Annotated in this window: 21 protein-coding genes; 12 read left to right on the forward strand and 9 right to left on the reverse strand. The window is 42.2% G+C overall.

Translation table 11 applies throughout. From position 1 onward, the window contains the following. Positions 1–5: 5 nt before the first annotated feature. Positions 6–938, forward strand: coding sequence for an NAD(P)H-hydrate dehydratase (locus WAE59_RS15840; RefSeq protein ID WP_337856957.1), 933 nt, complete (start codon positions 6–8; stop codon positions 936–938). Here WAE59_RS15840 and WAE59_RS15845 read toward each other — a convergent pair. The 4 genes from WAE59_RS15845 to WAE59_RS15860 form a co-directional block, all read right to left on the reverse strand. Further along, a complete protein-coding gene (locus WAE59_RS15845) occupies positions 901–1,749 on the reverse strand; it encodes an anti-sigma factor (protein ID WP_337856958.1) in 849 nt (282 codons plus the stop codon). The two genes, WAE59_RS15840 and WAE59_RS15845, sit on opposite strands and share 38 nt — an antisense overlap. Position 1,750: 1 nt before the next feature. After that, the gene (locus WAE59_RS15850; RefSeq protein WP_337856959.1) at positions 1,751–2,302 is read right to left on the reverse strand and encodes an RNA polymerase sigma factor; all 552 of its coding nucleotides are present in this window, start codon (positions 2,300–2,302) and stop codon (positions 1,751–1,753) included. Between the two features lie 110 nt (positions 2,303–2,412). Further along, positions 2,413–3,291, reverse strand: a complete 879-nt coding sequence (lipA, locus tag WAE59_RS15855; protein ID WP_337856960.1) for a lipoyl synthase — start codon at positions 3,289–3,291, stop codon at positions 2,413–2,415. Between the two features lie 84 nt (positions 3,292–3,375). Then, positions 3,376–4,464, reverse strand: a complete 1,089-nt coding sequence (locus WAE59_RS15860; protein WP_337856961.1) for a Gfo/Idh/MocA family protein — start codon at positions 4,462–4,464, stop codon at positions 3,376–3,378. A 154-nt stretch (positions 4,465–4,618) separates the two neighbouring features. On the opposite strand from WAE59_RS15860, the gene WAE59_RS15865 reads away from it, so the two are divergent. The 3 genes from WAE59_RS15865 to WAE59_RS15875 all read left to right on the forward strand — a co-directional run bounded on the left by WAE59_RS15865 (position 4,619) and on the right by WAE59_RS15875 (position 6,312). Next, the gene (locus WAE59_RS15865) at positions 4,619–5,017 is read left to right on the forward strand and encodes a hypothetical protein (RefSeq protein WP_337856962.1); all 399 of its coding nucleotides are present in this window, start codon (positions 4,619–4,621) and stop codon (positions 5,015–5,017) included. A 104-nt stretch (positions 5,018–5,121) separates the two neighbouring features. Further along, positions 5,122–5,853: an endonuclease gene (locus WAE59_RS15870; protein ID WP_337856963.1), complete on the forward strand. Its 732-nt coding sequence runs from the start codon at positions 5,122–5,124 to the stop codon at positions 5,851–5,853. A 54-nt stretch (positions 5,854–5,907) separates the two neighbouring features. Beyond that, a complete protein-coding gene (locus tag WAE59_RS15875; RefSeq protein WP_337856964.1) occupies positions 5,908–6,312 on the forward strand; it encodes an OsmC family protein in 405 nt (134 codons plus the stop codon). Here WAE59_RS15875 and ytxJ read toward each other — a convergent pair. The 3 genes from ytxJ to WAE59_RS15890 all read right to left on the reverse strand — a co-directional run bounded on the left by ytxJ (position 6,309) and on the right by WAE59_RS15890 (position 8,089). Next, complete coding sequence (gene ytxJ / locus WAE59_RS15880) at positions 6,309–6,641, reverse strand: bacillithiol system redox-active protein YtxJ (protein WP_337856965.1); 333 nt, start codon at positions 6,639–6,641, stop codon at positions 6,309–6,311. The genes WAE59_RS15875 and ytxJ overlap by 4 nt on opposite strands. A 204-nt stretch (positions 6,642–6,845) precedes the next feature. After that, positions 6,846–7,337: a 6,7-dimethyl-8-ribityllumazine synthase gene (gene ribH / locus WAE59_RS15885; protein WP_337856966.1), complete on the reverse strand. Its 492-nt coding sequence runs from the start codon at positions 7,335–7,337 to the stop codon at positions 6,846–6,848. Positions 7,338–7,420: 83 nt separating this feature from the next. Then, positions 7,421–8,089 carry a tetratricopeptide repeat protein gene (locus WAE59_RS15890; RefSeq protein ID WP_337856967.1) on the reverse strand — a complete coding sequence of 223 codons (669 nt, stop codon included), beginning with the start codon at positions 8,087–8,089 and terminating at the stop codon, positions 7,421–7,423. Positions 8,090–8,280: 191 nt separating this feature from the next. Here WAE59_RS15890 and recF point away from each other — a divergent pair, with 191 nt between their 5' ends. Continuing rightward, on the forward strand, positions 8,281–9,384 hold the full coding sequence (gene recF / locus WAE59_RS15895; protein WP_337856968.1) for a DNA replication/repair protein RecF: 1,104 nt from the start codon (positions 8,281–8,283) through the stop codon (positions 9,382–9,384). Continuing rightward, positions 9,377–9,667, forward strand: coding sequence for a DUF721 domain-containing protein (locus WAE59_RS15900; protein WP_337856969.1), 291 nt, complete (start codon positions 9,377–9,379; stop codon positions 9,665–9,667). The genes recF and WAE59_RS15900 overlap by 8 nt, the downstream gene beginning before the upstream one ends. 243 nt (positions 9,668–9,910) lie before the next feature. On the opposite strand, the gene WAE59_RS15905 is transcribed toward WAE59_RS15900, so the two are convergent. Next, positions 9,911–10,675, reverse strand: a complete 765-nt coding sequence (locus WAE59_RS15905; protein WP_337856970.1) for an FKBP-type peptidyl-prolyl cis-trans isomerase — start codon at positions 10,673–10,675, stop codon at positions 9,911–9,913. Between the two features lie 97 nt (positions 10,676–10,772). Further along, positions 10,773–11,192, reverse strand: a complete 420-nt coding sequence (locus WAE59_RS15910) for a nucleoside-diphosphate kinase (RefSeq protein WP_337856971.1) — start codon at positions 11,190–11,192, stop codon at positions 10,773–10,775. A gap of 109 nt (positions 11,193–11,301) precedes the next feature. On the opposite strand from WAE59_RS15910, the gene WAE59_RS15915 reads away from it, so the two are divergent. The 6 genes from WAE59_RS15915 (at position 11,302) to WAE59_RS15940 (ending at position 17,691) form a co-directional block, all read left to right on the forward strand. Further along, positions 11,302–12,312, forward strand: coding sequence for a DHH family phosphoesterase (locus WAE59_RS15915; RefSeq protein ID WP_337856972.1), 1,011 nt, complete (start codon positions 11,302–11,304; stop codon positions 12,310–12,312). 7 nt (positions 12,313–12,319) lie between these two features. Further along, positions 12,320–13,318: an FKBP-type peptidyl-prolyl cis-trans isomerase gene (locus WAE59_RS15920; RefSeq protein WP_337856973.1), complete on the forward strand. Its 999-nt coding sequence runs from the start codon at positions 12,320–12,322 to the stop codon at positions 13,316–13,318. 75 nt (positions 13,319–13,393) lie between these two features. Then, a complete protein-coding gene (locus WAE59_RS15925) occupies positions 13,394–14,161 on the forward strand; it encodes a TatD family hydrolase (protein WP_337856974.1) in 768 nt (255 codons plus the stop codon). A gap of 2 nt (positions 14,162–14,163) precedes the next feature. Then, positions 14,164–15,180 (forward strand): asparaginase, encoded by a 1,017-nt coding sequence (locus WAE59_RS15930; protein ID WP_337856975.1) that lies wholly within the window; start codon positions 14,164–14,166, stop codon positions 15,178–15,180. A gap of 72 nt (positions 15,181–15,252) precedes the next feature. Beyond that, on the forward strand, positions 15,253–16,668 hold the full coding sequence (locus WAE59_RS15935) for an MBL fold metallo-hydrolase (protein WP_337856976.1): 1,416 nt from the start codon (positions 15,253–15,255) through the stop codon (positions 16,666–16,668). A gap of 51 nt (positions 16,669–16,719) precedes the next feature. Continuing rightward, complete coding sequence (locus tag WAE59_RS15940) at positions 16,720–17,691, forward strand: polyprenyl synthetase family protein (protein ID WP_337856977.1); 972 nt, start codon at positions 16,720–16,722, stop codon at positions 17,689–17,691. The last annotated feature ends 2 nt before the right edge of the window (positions 17,692–17,693 follow it).

The following is a 17,693-nucleotide window of genomic DNA, read 5'->3' on the forward strand; positions in this document are numbered from 1 at the left end:
AGCAAATGCAAAGGTCAATTAATGATTTTCTACCCGATGGCTCTGCCCCTCAAGAAGTGGTAGCGACTCCGGGAATGAATTCTGGAGGAGATTATCTATTGATCGGCAAGGCTGATGTGAAACAGTTGTTGAAAGTCCGCGCAGCCTTTAGCCATAAGGGTACTTATGGTCATGCTTTGATTATTGCAGGCGCGCCTGCTACGATGGGCGCAGCATTACTGTGTGCCAAGGCATGCCTTTACGGTGGTGCCGGACTCACGACAGCGGCCATTCCGGAAAGTGGTTTACAGGCTTTGAATACTACTGTTCCGGAAGTGATGTACACAGAACGGGCAGCATTGCTGCAAAAAGATGCACTGGAAAGGTATACCTCTATTGCGATAGGCCCCGGATGGAAACAGGGAATGGGCTATTCCGACTCGGATATTCAGCTCATGCGGATCTTGATCGAGCGTAAGTTACCAGTACTGGCTGATGCCGACGCCTTAAATTTCTTCTCAGAAAACAAAAGCGATCTGGATAAGCTGCCAAAGCATAGTGTCCTAACGCCTCATATGAAAGAATTTGACCGCCTTTTTGGTGTGCATGCAGACTGGTGGTCGCGACTAAAGACCTTACGAAAACAGGCCATGGAAAGTGAGATTGTGATAGTTCTGAAAAATCAATACACTTTTATAGCAGATCAACAGGGCAAAATATACATCAATACTACCGGTGGACCAGCAATGGCGCAAGGAGGAATGGGAGATGTACTTACAGGTCTGATTGTATCTTTTATTGCCCAGGGATATGAGCCTGAAAATGCAGCAATTGTGGCCTGTTACTTACATGGTTCTGCAGGAGATGAGTTGGCTGAAGAAAGGTTCAATGTAACTGCTTCCGCAGTAGCGGAGCGAGTGCCTAGATCACGTTTCCTGCTACAATCATTTGCTCCATAGTAGGGCTTGGGCTTCCGCCGCGTTGCTCTAATGTCACTGCAAAGGTTTGTGCTGAAGCAATATCCTTCATATTTTTCAGGATCCCACTGTGTGCTGTTTCGATATCGAAAACACCGAGATCAACTGGTTTGCCATTGACCAAAGCCCAGAGTTGATACTGATGGTTTTTATCGTTTACCGGCAAATGTAATTTAGAATTGTCCATCATCACATGATTTCCTGTTACATGCCAGTAAACCACCATTTTCGCAGTGGGATCCATAGCGGTTCCGGCGAGTTTCACAGTTTTCCAGTTAGGATCATTCGTCATGTCGACTATCTTCTGCAGATCAGCATTGTCCTGTTTGATGTAGTTGACAGTACTTGTAAACTGCTCTTTCTCCATACTGAGACTAGCGATTTCATTTCGTGCATCGCCGAGTTCATTGTGCGCAGAGAACAATGCAATCACAGATACAATTAATAGGGCAATACAAGCAACCAGTGCTAGCCGAAGGGTCCTTATTTTAGATTCGTAATTGGGCTGGAGCGGAATTACCCTGGCCTGTTCGGCATCTGGTGTAATTGGTTCCTGGATAGGTTTGAACTTAGTAATGTCGGCCAGGATCTTTTGATCCAGACCTGCTGTCGGTTGCACTGCCCGTGCCACAGCATACTTTTCCATGGCAATTTCAATAGCTTCAATTTCCTGTTTTACTGCAGGATATTGTGCTGCCATTGCCTGAACTTCAACTTCCTCCTGGTCATTTAACTGACCGAGAACGTAGAGCTCAAGTATGCCGGATTCAATATATGCGCTTTCTTCTTCCACTTTAATTAAAATGTTTTCTTAACTCCATGATCGCCATGCGGATACGCGTTTTGACGGTTCCCAATGGTAAATTTAATTCCTCTGCAGCTTCTACGTGTGTATATCCTTTAAAATACACCATGTCGAGGACCTTATTAAGATCGGGTTTGAGTGCTGTAACCATTTCTTTTAATCCCAGAACATCGGCATTAAAAGTCACCTCTCGCTGCGTGTCAATGAAATCTACGTTATTTTCTATGTCTTGGTTTTTGGTAGAATTTTTAAAATCTTTAGAGCGTAACTTATCAATAGAAAGGTTTCTGGCGATGTTCATCATCCAGGTAAACAGACGACCTTTACTGCTATCATAGCTATCTGCTGAATTCCATATTTTGATGAAAGTTTCCTGTAAAAGATCTTCTGCTACTTCGGTTTGCTGGATCACTCTGGAGATTACACCCAATAAGGCACCTGAGTACATGTCGTACAGTGCCTGAATAGCCATGGTATCCTGTGATTTCAGTTTACGGATGAGCTCTTCTTCGGAGAGTGATATTTTTTTTGTCGGTGCCAATGAATTGCTAATATACAGAAACAACAACAAGAACAAAGCGATATTTGTTTTTTTGTGCTGATTGCAGCAAGTAAGAATGAAATGAACAGGATGGACTAATATCCTGTTTGTTAGAAATCAAAAAGATGTTTTTCTGCATGGTACGAAGAACGAACCAATGGTCCGCTTTCCACGTATTTTAAACCTTTCGCCATACCAGCCTCTTTGTATTTAGCGAACTGGTCGGGGTGGATCCAGTCGATGACCGGATGATGATTACGCGTAGGTTGCAGGTATTGCCCTAATGTCAGGATATGTACTCCGTTAGCCACAAGGTCGTCCATTGCTTCAAGTACGTCTTCTTCGGTTTCTCCGAGGCCGAGCATGATGCCCGTTTTGGTACGCAGACCAAATTCAGAAATGCGTTTTAACGCTTCAAGACTGCGGTCATATTTAGCTTGAATCCGTACTTGTTTAGTTAGGCGTTTCACCGTTTCCATGTTGTGGGAAACCACTTCTGGTCTTTCTTCCAATACACGGTACAGATTATCCCACTGACCTTTAAAATCAGGGATAAGGGTCTCAAGTGTAGTTTCCGGGCTTTCCCTGCGTATAGCCTGTAAGGTCTCTGCCCAAATAATGGAGCCACCATCTTTAAGATCATCACGGTCTACAGAGGTAATTACACAGTGTTTAACCTGCATCAGTTTTACGGAATTGGCTACACGGTTGGGTTCGTCGGTATCTACTGCAAGAGGTCTTCCTGTAGCCACTGCGCAGAAAGAGCAGGATCGGGTACAGATGTTGCCGAGGATCATGAAGGTTGCCGTACCGGCTCCCCAACATTCACCCATATTCGGGCAATTGCCACTTTCACAAATGGTGTGCAGCTTGTGGGTATCTACCAGGCTGCGCACTTGTGCATACTCTTTACCAACAGGAAGCTTTACTCTAAGCCAATCTGGTTTACGTTGAACTGGGTTTTCTGAAACAACCGGAAGTGCGATCATAGTACAAAGTTAAGCAATAGGTTTCAAATGTTAACCAATAGAGCAGAGTTTAGGATCATCCGAAGATCATAAAAACCTTTAGGGCTACAAGTAAACTTTCTTTCCAGTCTTTGCCGACCGCTTTGCGGCTTCCAGAATTCGGACAACTATCAGGTTATTTTCCAGTGAGGAAAGGTCATTTACAGGGGAAATTTCATTGTGGAGCAATGCACTGAGATAACTCAAATAGCTGCTTTGAGATTTCGGCAGCAACGGGGCGGTACTAATCCTGTAATTTTGATCAGACTTATTTTTGATGCGAAGGGTGTTGGCATTGACTGCCTGAATGTAACCTGTCTGACCAAATAGTTCGAGGTCTTTGATGTTGAATGGCCAGTTCCAGGATGCTTCAATGATTCCCGTAGTCTCTGGATATTCGAGCAGGATGGTTGCGTCATCGTCTACATCCGGGTAGGTCGTTTTTTTAATTTGTTTAATTGTTGCGGTTACAGATACCGGTGCTTTACCGTCCATCAACCATGTGAATAGATTAGCTCCATAGCAGCCAAAGTCGATCACAGCTCCTCCTCCATTTTTTACAGGATCAGTGAGCCAGTGTAGGAATTCTTTGCTGACCCCTATTTCTTTGGGGCCACTGTGGCCATCATGGGCTACCATTTTTCTAAGCCCGCCGATCGCATTTTCCTGTTTCACCTTGATGTAGGCTTCCTGGTTACTGGGGTACCAGGTGGTTTCATAATTGGTCAGTACTTTGATGCCATATTGCCTGGCCAACTGGACAATCCTTTCGGCATGCTTTACGGAAACAGCAAGGGGTTTTTCCACCATTACAGGGATGCCACGGGGAGCTGCTGCTTCTACCACTGACAAGTGTTCTGATATCGCATTGAAAGCGAGCACGACGTCGGGTTTACGATTGGCCAATAACTCGTTTAGTGTGGGGAAAAAGATCTCGTCCGGTAATGATGCCCTTTTTTTGAAGCGGGCAATTAAGACCTGATCATTTTCGGCAATGCCAATAATGTTGACTTCACCCTTTACATAGCTGTCCATAATGAGGTTTACATGGTCATGACTTAGGCCGGCCAGTGCGACATTGAGTTTGGATTGCGCTCCTGAAAAAAGACAGAGGAAAGTAAATAATACGAGTAATGTGCTACTTATTTTGAACATCGGTAGGTATATAGGTTAGGATGATTCATTTCATCTGAAATAAATATATAAATTAAAGAATTAGCGCTGAGAATAGAATTTAACATCTCTTAACATTTTGGCACTTAAACCATTTTCCTTATTGCCATTCTATAAGTAAAATAACAAGAGCAAAATGAAGAAATTACTTTTAAGCGCTATTTTATTCATTAGTATGGGTACAATGGCATTTGCACAGCAAGATGTTGCAAAAAAAGTTAAGAAAACACCGGAGGAAAAGGCCAAACACCTGACGGCAGAACTAAATAGTAAGTTGGCACTCACGGCGGATCAGCAATCAAAAATTTATGCAATTAACTTAGAGGGGATCAAAGCGCAAAGGGCCAGCCATCAAAAGGGAGAAAAGAAAGATGGAGCACATGTTAAAACTGAATTACAAAAAAGAGATGCAAAGATCAATGCCCTGCTCACTGATACACAGCGTAAGAATTATGAAACCTGGAAAAATGAAAAGATGAAATCTGCACATAAGAAAGGTAAGAAAAAATTAAAGCAGGGAACTGACAAAGTCTGATTTGACTTTGCGGCAATAGGGTAGATGGAGAAGCGGTCGGTAACGACCGCTTTTTTCTGTATAAAACTTTGTTGTACGGGCTTTGTTAATGGTAGAAAAGAAATATGCCAGAAGGACCTTCCATTGTTATTTTAGCTGAAAAGATGGAGCATCTGAAACACAAGATCGTACTGGAGGCTACTGGCTATGCTGATCTTGATATGGACGCGATTTTCCACAAGAAAATCATGGATATCAAAACCTGGGGCAAGCATTTTTTGATCTGCTTCAATGACTTTAGCATCCGCATACATCTGGGGCTTTTCGGTAGCTACCAATTTCAGGAACCTAAAAAGGTGAATCCTAAAATCGCACTTCATTTTAACGACGATGCTGTATATTTTTATGTTTGTACCGTAAAACGGATAGACGAGCCTTTGGATGAGGTTTATGACTGGTCTGCGGATGTGATGTCCGATCAATGGAATGCTGCGAAGGCGATGAAGAAGCTGAAAAAAATAGAAACAAAGCAGATTTGTGATGCGCTGCTCGATCAGCAGATTTTTAGTGGCGTTGGTAACATTATAAAGAACGAAGTTTTGTATCGTTGTAAAGTACATCCAGAGAGTTTGGTAGGTCAAATCCCGCTTGCAAAGCTAAAAGCTATTGTCAGGGAATGCAGGAGCTACAGTTATGATTTTTTGAACTGGAAGCGGAAAAACGAATTGTCTAAGCATTTCGAAGTGTATGAGCAAAAAGAGGCAAAGAAATCAGGTAAAAAAGTAAGGCGGAAGGATACCGGTAAGGGAAAGCGGAGCAGCTATTTTGTAGAAGAAGAGCAAGTACTGTATGTCTAATATGTTTGCGGCATTATAAAGAAATAGTGTTAATTTTAGGGCTCAAAATAGACTATGGCAACTTCAAAAATAACGTATAACGGTAGTTTACGTACTACATCGATTCATGAAAGATCAGGAAATGAGATTATTACTGATGCGCCGGTAGATAATAAAGGTAAAGGAGAAGCCTTCTCACCAACCGATTTATTAGCTACTTCACTGGGTAATTGTATGCTGACCATCGTAGGCATTGCTGCTGAGGAACATGGATTTAATATTGACGGCACAACTTGTGAAATCACCAAGATCATGGCCGAAAACCCAAGAAGGGTATCTGAAATTGTAGTGAATTTCCAATTTCCTGCAAATGACTATTCGGATAAAGATAAGAAGATCATTGAGAGATCCGCCAATACTTGTCCTGTAGCCTACAGTTTACACCCAGACATCAAAAAAACCGTTTCTTTCAATTATTAAGAACCGATAACCTCTGCAACTTCTTCCGCAGAGATATCGCTATGTGAAGCATCTAATACACATTCACCGTCTTTAATCAACAGAATCTGCGGTGATTCATGGTGTACCTGGAAAGTTTCCGCAATCAGTGCTGAAAGTTCACGATAACTGATTAAATCTAAAAAGTAAAGTGAGGTGGCTGGGGGGATTGCCTCCCAGTCCATTTCAAAACGGCGCTTAGCCATAGCACTAACGGAACAACGCGTGCTGTGTTTAAAAATTAAACTGTATCCTGTATTATTTTTTATTTCGCTGATCTGCGAGCTGTCGGTAATATTCTTCCACTGCATCTGATGTCTTTTCTTTAAAAGGGCTTAGCTATGCCTTATCCTCTTCTTCGCTTGCCTTCAGGGTATGAACTGTAAGCAGGGCAAAGACGACTGGAACAAGCTTCTAATATAGCTATGGCAAAAAATACGCCAATCAGTAATATTGCAATCTTCTTCATTCTACTAATTTACAATTTTTTGAAATAAACAAGCATTTTTTATTCTTTAAATGCTTGCTTTTAAATCTGCCATTTTTATCGCCGTAATGGCAGCCTCATCGCCTTTATTCCCATGTTTGCCTCCGGCCCTGTCAATAGCCTGTTGCTGATCATTGGTCGTCAACACGCCAAATATAACGGGTTTACTGTGTTTAATGCTAACATTGGTCACGCCCTGTGCTACTGCGTCGCAAATGAAGTCAAAATGTTTAGTGTCGCCCTGAATTACACAACCCAGACAGATTACTGCATCGAGGTCGGTGTGTTTGCTCAGTAGGATATCGGCCGCGCTAGTCAGTTCGAAACTGCCAGGGACGGCAACAGAAAGTATGTTCTCTTCCGATACACCATTGCTGAGCAGGGTCTGCAATGCGCCATTGTATAAACTTCCAGTGATTTCTGCATTCCATTCAGCCACCGCGATTGCGAATTTATAGGCGCTGCCATTAGGAACAGTAGTGTGGGAAAAGTCGGAGAGGTTTTTTAATTGTGTTGCCATGCTGCAAACTTAGCCAAAGATTGGATATAAAAAAAGACCAGCTGCAAAGCTGGTCTTTTTACTATAGGATTACCGGCCCGTATTTAGTTTACCTGCGCCTTTGCACGTGCGATGTAAGAATCGATCATGGCAGCTTCCTGGCTTTCCGGATATTGTGTTTTAACTTTAGTATACGCCTCTTCTGCGTTTTTAAAGTCTTTCAATTGCTCATATACCAGTCCTAATTTTTTCAGGAACATTGGAGAAGTGAACTTATTGCTGGCTTTATCAGCAGCTTTCTTGTAATAAGTAGCAGCTTGTTTGTAATCTTTTAATTCACTGTAAGCGTCGCCTAATAAACCAAGCGCTAAAGGATCGGCAACAGGACTTCCTGTGTCTGAATATTTCCCTAAAGATTCAACTGCTTTTTTGTATTCGCCTTTACGCAGGTAAATGCCACCAAGGTAAAGATTAGCAAGGTTAGCCGATTTTGTGTTGGCATACTCATCTGCAATCTGCTCAAATCCAGGAAAACCACCTTCACCATTGATCGCTTTGTTGGCCAAAGAATCTACGCCCAGGAAACTCTCTGATTTGTACATCTTGGCAGAGGCTTCTTCAGCTCTGTTTTTTAGATATACATTCTGATACCAAAAGTAAATAGCAACTAATGCTACAATTGCTCCAGCAATGAACAATAAGCTCTTTGAGTTCTCTTGTAAAAAAGGCCCCTTTTTTACTGTTGGATTTATTTCTTTTTCTGTTGTGGACATTTTATTTAAAAAAATTAAGGATTGCAAAAATACGTTTTTACATCAAAGTATCAACCCCTTTTTTGAGTATTTGAATAAAGTTTAATGATCTGAGCGTTAATTAGAAGCATGAGCTGGTTCAATTAATTAAGGCATGATGCTTTTATAGCTTGGAAATTGATCGTTTTAAACGGTAACTTTGAGGGAATCATATGTGGTTAAAAAACATTACACTTCTCAATTTTAAGAATTACGCAGATGCCAGTGTTAGTTTTTCTAAGACGGTAAATGCGTTTGTTGGCAATAACGGAGCCGGTAAAACCAATTTACTGGACGCCATCCACTATTTATGTCTTTGCAAGGGATACTTCAACCCGATTGATAGCCAGCAGATTAAAACGTCTGAGGATCTGTTTCTGATTCAGGGGGATTTCAATCGCGACGAAAGGAACGAGAAAATCACCTGCGGGGTTAAGCGCAATCAAAAGAAGCAGTTTAAACGCAATAAGAAAGAGTACGATAAACTTGCCGACCATATCGGCCTGTTTCCACTAGTGATGATTTCACCATATGATACCAATATCATCACAGATGGTAGTGAAGAGCGGAGACGCTTCATGGATAATGTGATCTCTCAAACAGATGCGCATTACCTGGATGGACTGATCCTCTACAACAAGCACTTGCTAAACAGGAACGCCTTATTGAAGCAGATCGCAGTGACCAGAAGCTATGATCCTTCGCTTTTGGAGATCTATAACGACCAATTGGTGGCTTCCGGGCTGAAGATCTTTGCCAAACGGCAGCAGTTCATGCTGGACTTTATTCCCTTGTTTGATAAGTATTACCAATTTTTAACCGAAGATAAGGAACAGGTCAATCTAGAATACCAGAGCCAACTCGCAGATACTGGTTTTGAGCAATTGTTGTTGAAGTCTATAGAAAAGGATAAATTACTGGAACGTACTACTACCGGAATCCATAAAGACGACCTGATATTTCAGATCAGCGATATGCCTTTGAAGAAGTTTGGTTCGCAGGGACAGCAGAAATCTTTTTTAATTGCCCTAAAGCTCGCACAATATGCTTATCTTCAGAAATATAAAGGCTTTAAGCCTTTGCTGTTGCTCGATGATATTTTTGATAAACTGGACGATAACCGAATGCATAAGTTGATGGAGATGGTTTCTCAGCAGGATTTCGGACAGATTTTTATTACAGATACCGGCAGGGAGAGGGTACTCGCCTTGTTTGAGAAAATCAAAGTACCCCTTACTCTTTTTGAAGTTAATAACGGAGCCATAAACCATGCGTAAACCCAATGACATTACCCTGAAAGAGGGGATCGGAAAACTGCTCAATACCTACCGGCTGAAAAGTAAATTCGATGAGACTTCTGTGGTTGCTTACTGGCCGGATCTGATGGGCAAGGCTGTCGCCAACCGTACAACTCAAATCTATGTATCTCAGCGGAAATTATTCGTAAGGATTGAATCATCAGTTGTGAAGAATGATCTGATGATGGTCAGGACCGGCATCATTCAAAAAATCAATGAACGAGCCGGTGCTGAAGTAATTGTAGATATTGTATTTCTATAGTTCAGTCCTAAAATACTTTGCTGACTAACCAAATGATCAGCGCAATAACAAGTACGACGACTATAATACCGGTCCAGACTCCGGCTTTAAAAATGCCTTCAACCAATTCACAACTTGTTAGTGTTGTGGTCAGGAATGCAATAATGGCTAGGGGGAAATATCTTTTGTATGTCATGGCTTATATTTTTCTTTACCTAACAAAGAAAGTTGCCAATGGTTTTGGGATTTGTCCCCATACCCTGATTACTGTGCCTGCTGCGCGGCTTTAGCCGGAGGCGTTACTTTCAGTAACTCAATTTCAAAGATCAATGTGCTATAAGGTGGGATATCCGCTCCGGCACCACGTTCTCCGTACGCAAGGTTATAAGGGATAAAGAATTTATACTTAGAGCCCGTCTGCATCAATTGTACACCTTCTGTCCAGCCCATGATCACGCCGTTCAATGGCAATGCGAGTGGTTCATTGCGAGAATAAGAACTGTCAAATTCCTTACCGTTTAGCAAACTACCTTTGTAATGAACAAGTACAGTGTCGGTCGCTGCGGGTTTAACGCCAGTTCCTCTTGTCACCACCTGGTATTGTAAACCACTTGGGGTTACCTGTACACCCGGTTGAGTTTTATTCTTTTCTAAAAAGGCTTTTCCCTCGGCAATGTTGGGTGCAAATTTCTTTTGGCTCATTGTTTTGAACAGGTTTGAAATCGCCTGTCTGGAATTTTCCTCAGAGATCAATGGGGTAGTACCCGCGAATGCATCTTTAAGGCCTTTGATCAGCAGATCATAGTTTAATGCAGTCAGTCCTTCATTTTTCATACTGCTGGCCATACCTATTCCGAAAGAATAGCTGGCAGAATCCAGGGAGGATTTAAAAGTTACCGGATTGGGTTTCGCAACTGAGGTCGTCTTTTTTGTTGCTGTCGTCGTTTTTTTTGCAACTGGCTTTTTGGTCTGCGCCAGCACTGCAAGTGAGCAAAGAGGTAGCAGGAGTGTAATGATTGTCTTCTTCATTTGTGTAAAATCAATTTATGCGGAAAGGTACAAACTAAATAAAAAAAAACAAGCACCGTTGAGGGTGCTTGCTTTATATCGTTTTGTGATGACAGGATTAGAAACGTTCGTCAGCGCTAAAGAAGAAATCTCCTTCGATGGCAGCGTTTTCATCTGAATCAGAACCATGAACTGCATTGGCATCGATAGATTTTGCATATTTGTTGCGGATCGTACCTTCAGCTGCTTCTGCAGGATTAGTAGCGCCGATTAAAGTTCTGAAATCTTCAATTGCATTTTCTTTCTCCAGGATTGCAGCTACAATTGGTCCCGATGACATGAATGCTACCAGGTCTTTATAAAAAGGGCGGGCTGCATGTACTTCATAGAATTTGCCTGCAGTTTCAGCAGTCAGCTGCGTATATTTTAATGCGATGATTTTGAAACCCGCAGAGGTGATGTCATTAATAATTGCACCAATATGCCCGTTTGCAACTGCATCAGGCTTGATCATGGTAAAAGTTCTGTTTGTAGCCATTTTTTATTCTAAATTTTCTGCAAAAATACGTTTAATACTGTTAATATTAAAGCTTGAAATATATTAAGCTTCAATTAATCTTTAAATCATTAGCTTTGCCAGGAATATTATGTTGTCTATCTCAGAAATAAAGGAGCTGCTGGCTACGCCGCAAAAGATTGTAATCACAACCCATCATAAACCTGATGGCGACGCAATGGGTTCATCCTTAGGATTATATGCGTATCTAATTCAGTTGGGCCATCACGTTAAAGTGATCACGCCAACAGATTATCCCTACTTTTTGCATTGGTTGCCCAATAACTCTGATGTGATCATTTATACAGAACAGAAAGAGAAGTCGGCAAGCTACGTAGCTGAAGCCTCTATGATTTTCTGCCTGGATTTTAATACATTGAGCAGGATCAATGAATTGGGTGAGCTTGTTCGTGCTTCGAACGCTTATAAGCTGATGATCGACCACCACCTCGAGCCCGAAGATTTTGACGATTATCGCCATTGGAGTATCAATGCCTGTGCTGCGGCGCAATTGGTTTATGAATTTATTGTCAATGAACTCGAAGACGGTCAAATGATGAATAAGGACATTGCTACTTGTCTATATACCGGTATCATGACTGATTCAGGTTCATTCCGGTTTGAATCGGCAACTTCTGCAGTATACAGAATTGCGGCAAGTCTGATCGATCTTGGAGCTGAGCACTGGAGGATCCATCAGTTGGTGTATGATAACGCAACAGAGAACCGCCTTCGGTTTTTGGGGCATTGCATCAGTAACAAATTGGAGATATTAAGGGCATACAATACCGCAATTATCTCTGTAACAAAGGAGGAATTGAATGAATTCAATATCGTAACGGGCGATACGGAAGGAATTGTGAACTATGCCCTCTCTGTAAATGGCATTAAGCTAGCTGCATTTATTATTGAAAGAACTGATAAAGTTAAATTATCTTTGCGCTCCACCGGAGATTTTCCTGCAAATGAGATTTGTAAGAAATACTTTAACGGGGGCGGACATAGAAACGCCGCAGGTGGCGCTTCTGATAAAAATCTGGCAGATACAGTAGAAGAATTTAAAACGATATTAACAGAATATAAAACTCAATTATTACAATAAAAACCACATGAAGAAAGGTATAATTATTCTTTTCGCGGCCACACTTGGATTGGCTGCTTGTAACAACTACAAAAAAGGACCAGGAGGTCTGATGTACCAGATCCATAAGGATGGCGGTAAAGACAAAATCAAAGAAGGTGATATCGTGAAGTTGAACTTTATCCAGAAAAACGAGCGTGATTCTGTAATGTTCAATACTTTTGATATGGAGCAGCCTCAAATCTTCCCTGTAGGTAAAAAAATGTATGCAGGTGATATGAATGATGTACTGTATCTTTTTGGTGAAGGTGACAGTGCTACTTTCAAATTGAACCTGGATACAATGGCTAAATATTCTGGCCAGCCTAAACCACCGGCAAATGCAAAAGATACTTATATCGTATTTACAGTTAAAGTAGAAAAAGTATTGAAGAAAACTGCTGGTGAAGCAGACTCTACTTTCCAAAAGAAAGCTCAGGAGTTCTTCCAGAAAGACTACCAGGCTGATGTAGCTACTAAAAAAGCAGCTGAGGCAGGGAAAATTTCTAAATTCATTGAAGACAACAAATTGAAGGTTCAAACTACAGCTTCAGGTCTGCAGTATGTGATCACTAACCCGGGAAGTGCTGAAAAGCCTGTTTTGGGTGATACGATCATGTTGAACTATACCGGTAAATTGCTGACTAAAAAAGCGGATGGATCTGAGCGTATTTTCGATACTTCTGTAGAGAAAGTAGCGAAAGATGCTAAAATCCACAACCCTATGGCTCAATATGCACCACGTCCTTTCACTATCGGTAATGCAATTCCGGGATTTGACGAAGGTTACCAGTTGATCGGTAAAGGTGGTAAGATCACATTGATCATCCCATCGAAACTGGGTTACGGTGAAGGTGGTCAGCCACAGGCTGGTATCACACCTTTCTCTCCTTTATGTTTTGAAGTGGAGATCGTAGATATCAAAAAACCAAAAGCTGCTCCGGCTGCACCAGTAGCACCTGCTGCTCCTGTTGCCCCTGCAAAATAGTATTCTGGCGACAGAACATCGACATAGAACCCTGTAAGGTATGCGCCTTACAGGGTTTTTTTATTAACTTCGTCCATGCTTTTAACCGATACCCACACGCATCTGTACTACGAAACGGATGAGGAGAAATTAGCGGAGCTGATACAGCGCTGCTTTGACAATAAGGTAGAGCGCTTGTTCCTGCCAAATGTAGACGTAGCTTCCATAGCCAAAATTGAACATTTGGTAAAGAAATATCCTTCTAATTGTTTTGCAATGGCCGGTCTGCATCCCTGCGATGTAAAGGAAGACTATGAACTGGTTCTTGATGAAATCTGCCAGAGCATGGTTGACAGGGACATTTATGCCATTGGGGAAATCGGCATTGATTTACATTGGGACAAAACCACGCTGGATATTCAGAAAGTAGCTTTCAAAGAACAGATCAAATGGGCAAAAGATATGGAATTGCCGATTGTGATCCATTGCCGCGAAGCTTTCGATGAAATATTTGAGGTACTTGAAGCGCAAAAGGGCGCCGATTTGCGTGGCATATTGCATTGTTTTACGGGCAATACCGATCAGGCATTTCAAGCAATTGAACTGGGTTTTCACCTGGGGATAGGAGGGGTTGTTACCTATAAGAAATCCGGACTTGATGAAGTACTAAAGCACATACCACTTGAAAAAATTGTGCTTGAAACAGACTCCCCTTATTTGGCCCCGGTCCCTTTCAGAGGGAAACCCAATGAAAGCAGCTATCTGCTGCATATTGCAGAACGGGTAGCCGAAATCTATCAAATCAGCCTTGAGGAGGTTGCAGAGGTGACAACGGCCAATTCCAGGCATATCTTTAACATTTGAGCATGAACAATATACTGATCATTTATACCGGTGGTACCATTGGGATGGTAAACGATCCTAAGACAGGCGCGTTAATTCCCTTTGACTTTAAGCAAATCCAGCAAAATGTGCCGGAGCTGGAACGGTTGAATTACAATCTTGATGTGTATTCTTTTGATCCAATCATTGATTCTTCGAACATGACACCTGAGATCTGGGGAGATATTGCACAGTTGATCTCAGATAAATATGAAGAGTTTGATGGTTTCGTCATCCTTCACGGCTCTGATACCATGGCTTTCACCGCTTCGGCCCTGAGTTTTATGCTGGAAAATCTGAGCAAGCCGGTAGTCCTAACTGGCTCCCAGTTGCCAATCGGTGAGATTCGAACGGATGCTAAGGAAAATCTGATTACCGCGCTGGAAATAGCTGCGACAAAAAAGAATGGCAAGGCAATGGTGCCGGAAGTATGTATCTATTTTGATTACCAATTGTACCGGGGCAACCGCTCCATTAAGTACAATTCGGAGAAATTTGAAGCTTTTCGCTCCCCCAACTATCCGATTCTCGCAGAAGCAGGTGTAACACTTTCATTTTTCAACAACTACATATTGCCACAGCCCGATAAGGATCTGAAAGTTCATTTGAACCTGAATCCCAACATCGGTGTATTGAAGCTTTATCCGGGAATCTCTCCCCAGGCGGTGAGGGCCATTACGCTATCTTCAGTAGATGCGATCGTTATGGAAACTTTCGGTTCTGGAAATACCACTACGGCAGATTGGTTTACAGATTGTTTGGAAGAGGCCATCCGTAACGGAAAGATCATTGTCGATATTACGCAATGCCAGCGTGGTTCTGTAGAGCTGGGGATGTACCAGACCAGTAAAAAATTGCAGCAAATGGGCGTGTTAAGTGGTTATGATATGACCTTTGAAGCGACAACAACAAAGCTCATGTACCTGATGGGGCAGGGGCTGGATCGCGAAGCAATTTCGAGGCTTATCGAAAAATCACTCCGGGGAGAATTGACTGTTTAAGGTAAAACTTATAGCCCAGGCTTTTTGCTGAGGGATTATAATGTTAATTTTGATGATATAATGCAAGGGATCATGAACATAGAGCAAATTTATACAGGTTGTCTGGCGGAAGCCGCTTATTATATAGAGAGTAATGGGGAGGCTGCGATTATCGACCCTCTTCGTGAGGTAGCTCCTTATTTAAAGAAGGCCTCAAAAGACAATGCAGTGATCAAATATATCTTTGAAACGCATTTTCATGCCGATTTTGTGTCAGGTCATGTAGACCTCGCAGAAAAGTCAGGAGCTGAGATCGTTTATGGCCCCACTGCCAGAACTTCCTTTAAATCACACATTGCCTCCGACGGAGAAACCTTTAAAGTGGGTGACCTTACGATAACTGTATTGCACACACCAGGTCATACTCCGGAGTCGGCAAGCTACCTGTTAAGTGATAAAGATGGGAAGCCTTATTGCGTATTTACCGGAGACACCTTGTTTATAGGAGATGTGGGAAGGCCTGATCTGGCACAACAGGGAGAGTTGACAATGGAAGATATGGCATCTACGCTGTATGATTCTCTCCAAAATAAAATATTACCACTTCCGGATGAAGTATTGGTGTATCCGGCTCATGGTGCAGGTTCTGCTTGTGGCAAGAATATGAGTAAGGAAACTTTTGATACCCTGGGTCATCAGAAGCAAGTAAATTACGCACTGAAGGCGGCTAGCCGTGAACAGTTCATTAAGGAAGTGACAGAGGGGATTTTACCTCCACCTCAATACTTTGCGAAAAATGCAGCCATGAATAAATATGGTTATGATAGTTTTGATGAGGTATATAAAAAGGGACAAAACCCACTATCTCCTGCAGAATTTGAAGCGTTGGCCAACCAGACAGGCGCCGTCATTTTAGATACCCGGGATCCTCAGGTATTTGCCAAATCCTTTATTCCTTCCTCTGTAAATATTGGTTTGAATGGACAGTTTGCTCCATGGGTGGGTGCCTTGATCAGCGATTTGCAGCAACCTTTGCTGCTGGTTGTGGAGACAGGGAAAGAAGAAGAAGCAATTACACGTTTAGCCCGAGTAGGATATGATAATACTATAGGTTACCTGGAAGGTGGCATTGAAGAATGGAAAAATGCAGGTAAAGATCTGGACGAGGTTCGTTCCATCTCAGCGACTGAGTTTGAAACCATCAGTCAATCCGACAATACCTTGAAAGTACTAGACGTGCGCAAGCCGGGAGAGTATGAGGCAGAGCATTTAGAAATGACAATGGCACGCCCATTAGATTACATCAACGAATGGACTTCCGCTTTAAGCCCTAAAGAAACCTATTACATTCATTGTGCTGGTGGTTATCGCTCAATGATTGCCGCCTCTATACTAAAAGCCAGAGGAATAGATCAGGTTGTCGATATCGCTGGAGGTTATGGTGCAATTAAAAATACCGGACTGAAACGTACAGACTTCGCTTGTCCCTCAAAAGCAATGACGGTTTAGTTTGGATCAATTTTTTTATAAGATATACAAGAATCTATTATTTTAACCTGAATGCCGGGAATAAACCAGATCAAACAGCCAATCGCAGCAGATATAGAGGTCTTTGAAGAGAAATTTAAGGATTCAATGCACAGTGACGCTCCATTATTGGACAGGATCACTCATTATATTGTCAAACGAAAGGGAAAGCAAATCCGACCGATGTTTGTGTTTTTTGCTGCAAAGCTATGCGGAGGCATTATTGAGTCGACCCATCGTGGCGCTGCTTTAGTGGAACTGCTGCATACTGCAACTTTAGTGCATGATGATGTAGTGGATAACGCCTATGAACGCCGGGGATTCTTTTCTATCAATGCCCTATGGAAAAACAAGATTGCAGTATTGGTAGGCGATTATTTGCTGGCTAAAGGTTTGCTGCTTTCTGTAAACAACAGCGAGTTCAGGTTATTGCAGATCGTCTCTGAGGCGGTAAAGCAAATGAGCGAGGGTGAACTGTTGCAGATCGAGAAGGTGAGAAAGATGGACATCAGTGAAGAATTATATTTCGAGGTCATCCGTCAGAAGACAGCTTCACTGATTGCATCATGCTGTGCCTGCGGGGCGGCCTCAGCGGGAGCAGATGAAGAAAGCATCGAGAAAATGAGATTATTCGGTGAAAAGGTAGGTATTGCCTTTCAGATAAAAGATGATACCTTCGATTTTGGAACAGATGATGTCGGTAAACCTATTGGCATAGATATAAAGGAGAAAAAGGTAACTCTGCCATTGATTTATGCACTCAACAGGGTAACCAAGACTGAAAAGAGAAGAATCATCAGCCTGGTAAAAAACCACCAGGATGATCCGGTAAAAATTCAGGAAATTATTGATTTCGTTAATGCCAATGAAGGTGTTCATTATGCAAACCAGAAAATGATACAATACCAGCAGGAGGCGTTTGACATCTTATATACTTTTGAAGCAGGGGAGGCCAGAACAGGTCTTGAACAACTGGTCCGGTACACGACGGAACGTAAAAAATAAAT

Source organism: Pedobacter sp. GR22-6 (assembly GCF_037402555.1).
GTDB lineage: Bacteria > Bacteroidota > Bacteroidia > Sphingobacteriales > Sphingobacteriaceae > Pedobacter.

Bases quoted from the DNA above. Each gene is read 5' to 3' on its own strand.
- WAE59_RS15840 (WP_337856957.1), top strand. From the start codon at position 6: ATGCAAAGGTCAATTAATGATTTTCTACCCGATGGCTCTGCCCCTCAA.
- lipA (WP_337856960.1), bottom strand. From the start codon at position 3,291: ATGATCGCACTTCCGGTTGTTTCAGAAAACCCAGTTCAACGTAAACCA.
- WAE59_RS15860 (WP_337856961.1), bottom strand. From the start codon at position 4,464: ATGTTCAAAATAAGTAGCACATTACTCGTATTATTTACTTTCCTCTGT.
- WAE59_RS15865 (WP_337856962.1), top strand. From the start codon at position 4,619: ATGAAGAAATTACTTTTAAGCGCTATTTTATTCATTAGTATGGGTACA.
- WAE59_RS15870 (WP_337856963.1), top strand. From the start codon at position 5,122: ATGCCAGAAGGACCTTCCATTGTTATTTTAGCTGAAAAGATGGAGCAT.
- WAE59_RS15875 (WP_337856964.1), top strand. From the start codon at position 5,908: ATGGCAACTTCAAAAATAACGTATAACGGTAGTTTACGTACTACATCG.
- ytxJ (WP_337856965.1), bottom strand. From the start codon at position 6,641: ATGCAGTGGAAGAATATTACCGACAGCTCGCAGATCAGCGAAATAAAA.
- ribH (WP_337856966.1), bottom strand. From the start codon at position 7,337: ATGGCAACACAATTAAAAAACCTCTCCGACTTTTCCCACACTACTGTT.
- WAE59_RS15890 (WP_337856967.1), bottom strand. From the start codon at position 8,089: ATGTCCACAACAGAAAAAGAAATAAATCCAACAGTAAAAAAGGGGCCT.
- recF (WP_337856968.1), top strand. From the start codon at position 8,281: ATGTGGTTAAAAAACATTACACTTCTCAATTTTAAGAATTACGCAGAT.
- WAE59_RS15900 (WP_337856969.1), top strand. From the start codon at position 9,377: ATGCGTAAACCCAATGACATTACCCTGAAAGAGGGGATCGGAAAACTG.
- WAE59_RS15905 (WP_337856970.1), bottom strand. From the start codon at position 10,675: ATGAAGAAGACAATCATTACACTCCTGCTACCTCTTTGCTCACTTGCA.
- WAE59_RS15910 (WP_337856971.1), bottom strand. From the start codon at position 11,192: ATGGCTACAAACAGAACTTTTACCATGATCAAGCCTGATGCAGTTGCA.
- WAE59_RS15915 (WP_337856972.1), top strand. From the start codon at position 11,302: ATGTTGTCTATCTCAGAAATAAAGGAGCTGCTGGCTACGCCGCAAAAG.
- WAE59_RS15920 (WP_337856973.1), top strand. From the start codon at position 12,320: ATGAAGAAAGGTATAATTATTCTTTTCGCGGCCACACTTGGATTGGCT.
- WAE59_RS15925 (WP_337856974.1), top strand. From the start codon at position 13,394: ATGCTTTTAACCGATACCCACACGCATCTGTACTACGAAACGGATGAG.
- WAE59_RS15930 (WP_337856975.1), top strand. From the start codon at position 14,164: ATGAACAATATACTGATCATTTATACCGGTGGTACCATTGGGATGGTA.
- WAE59_RS15935 (WP_337856976.1), top strand. From the start codon at position 15,253: ATGAACATAGAGCAAATTTATACAGGTTGTCTGGCGGAAGCCGCTTAT.
- WAE59_RS15940 (WP_337856977.1), top strand. From the start codon at position 16,720: ATGCCGGGAATAAACCAGATCAAACAGCCAATCGCAGCAGATATAGAG.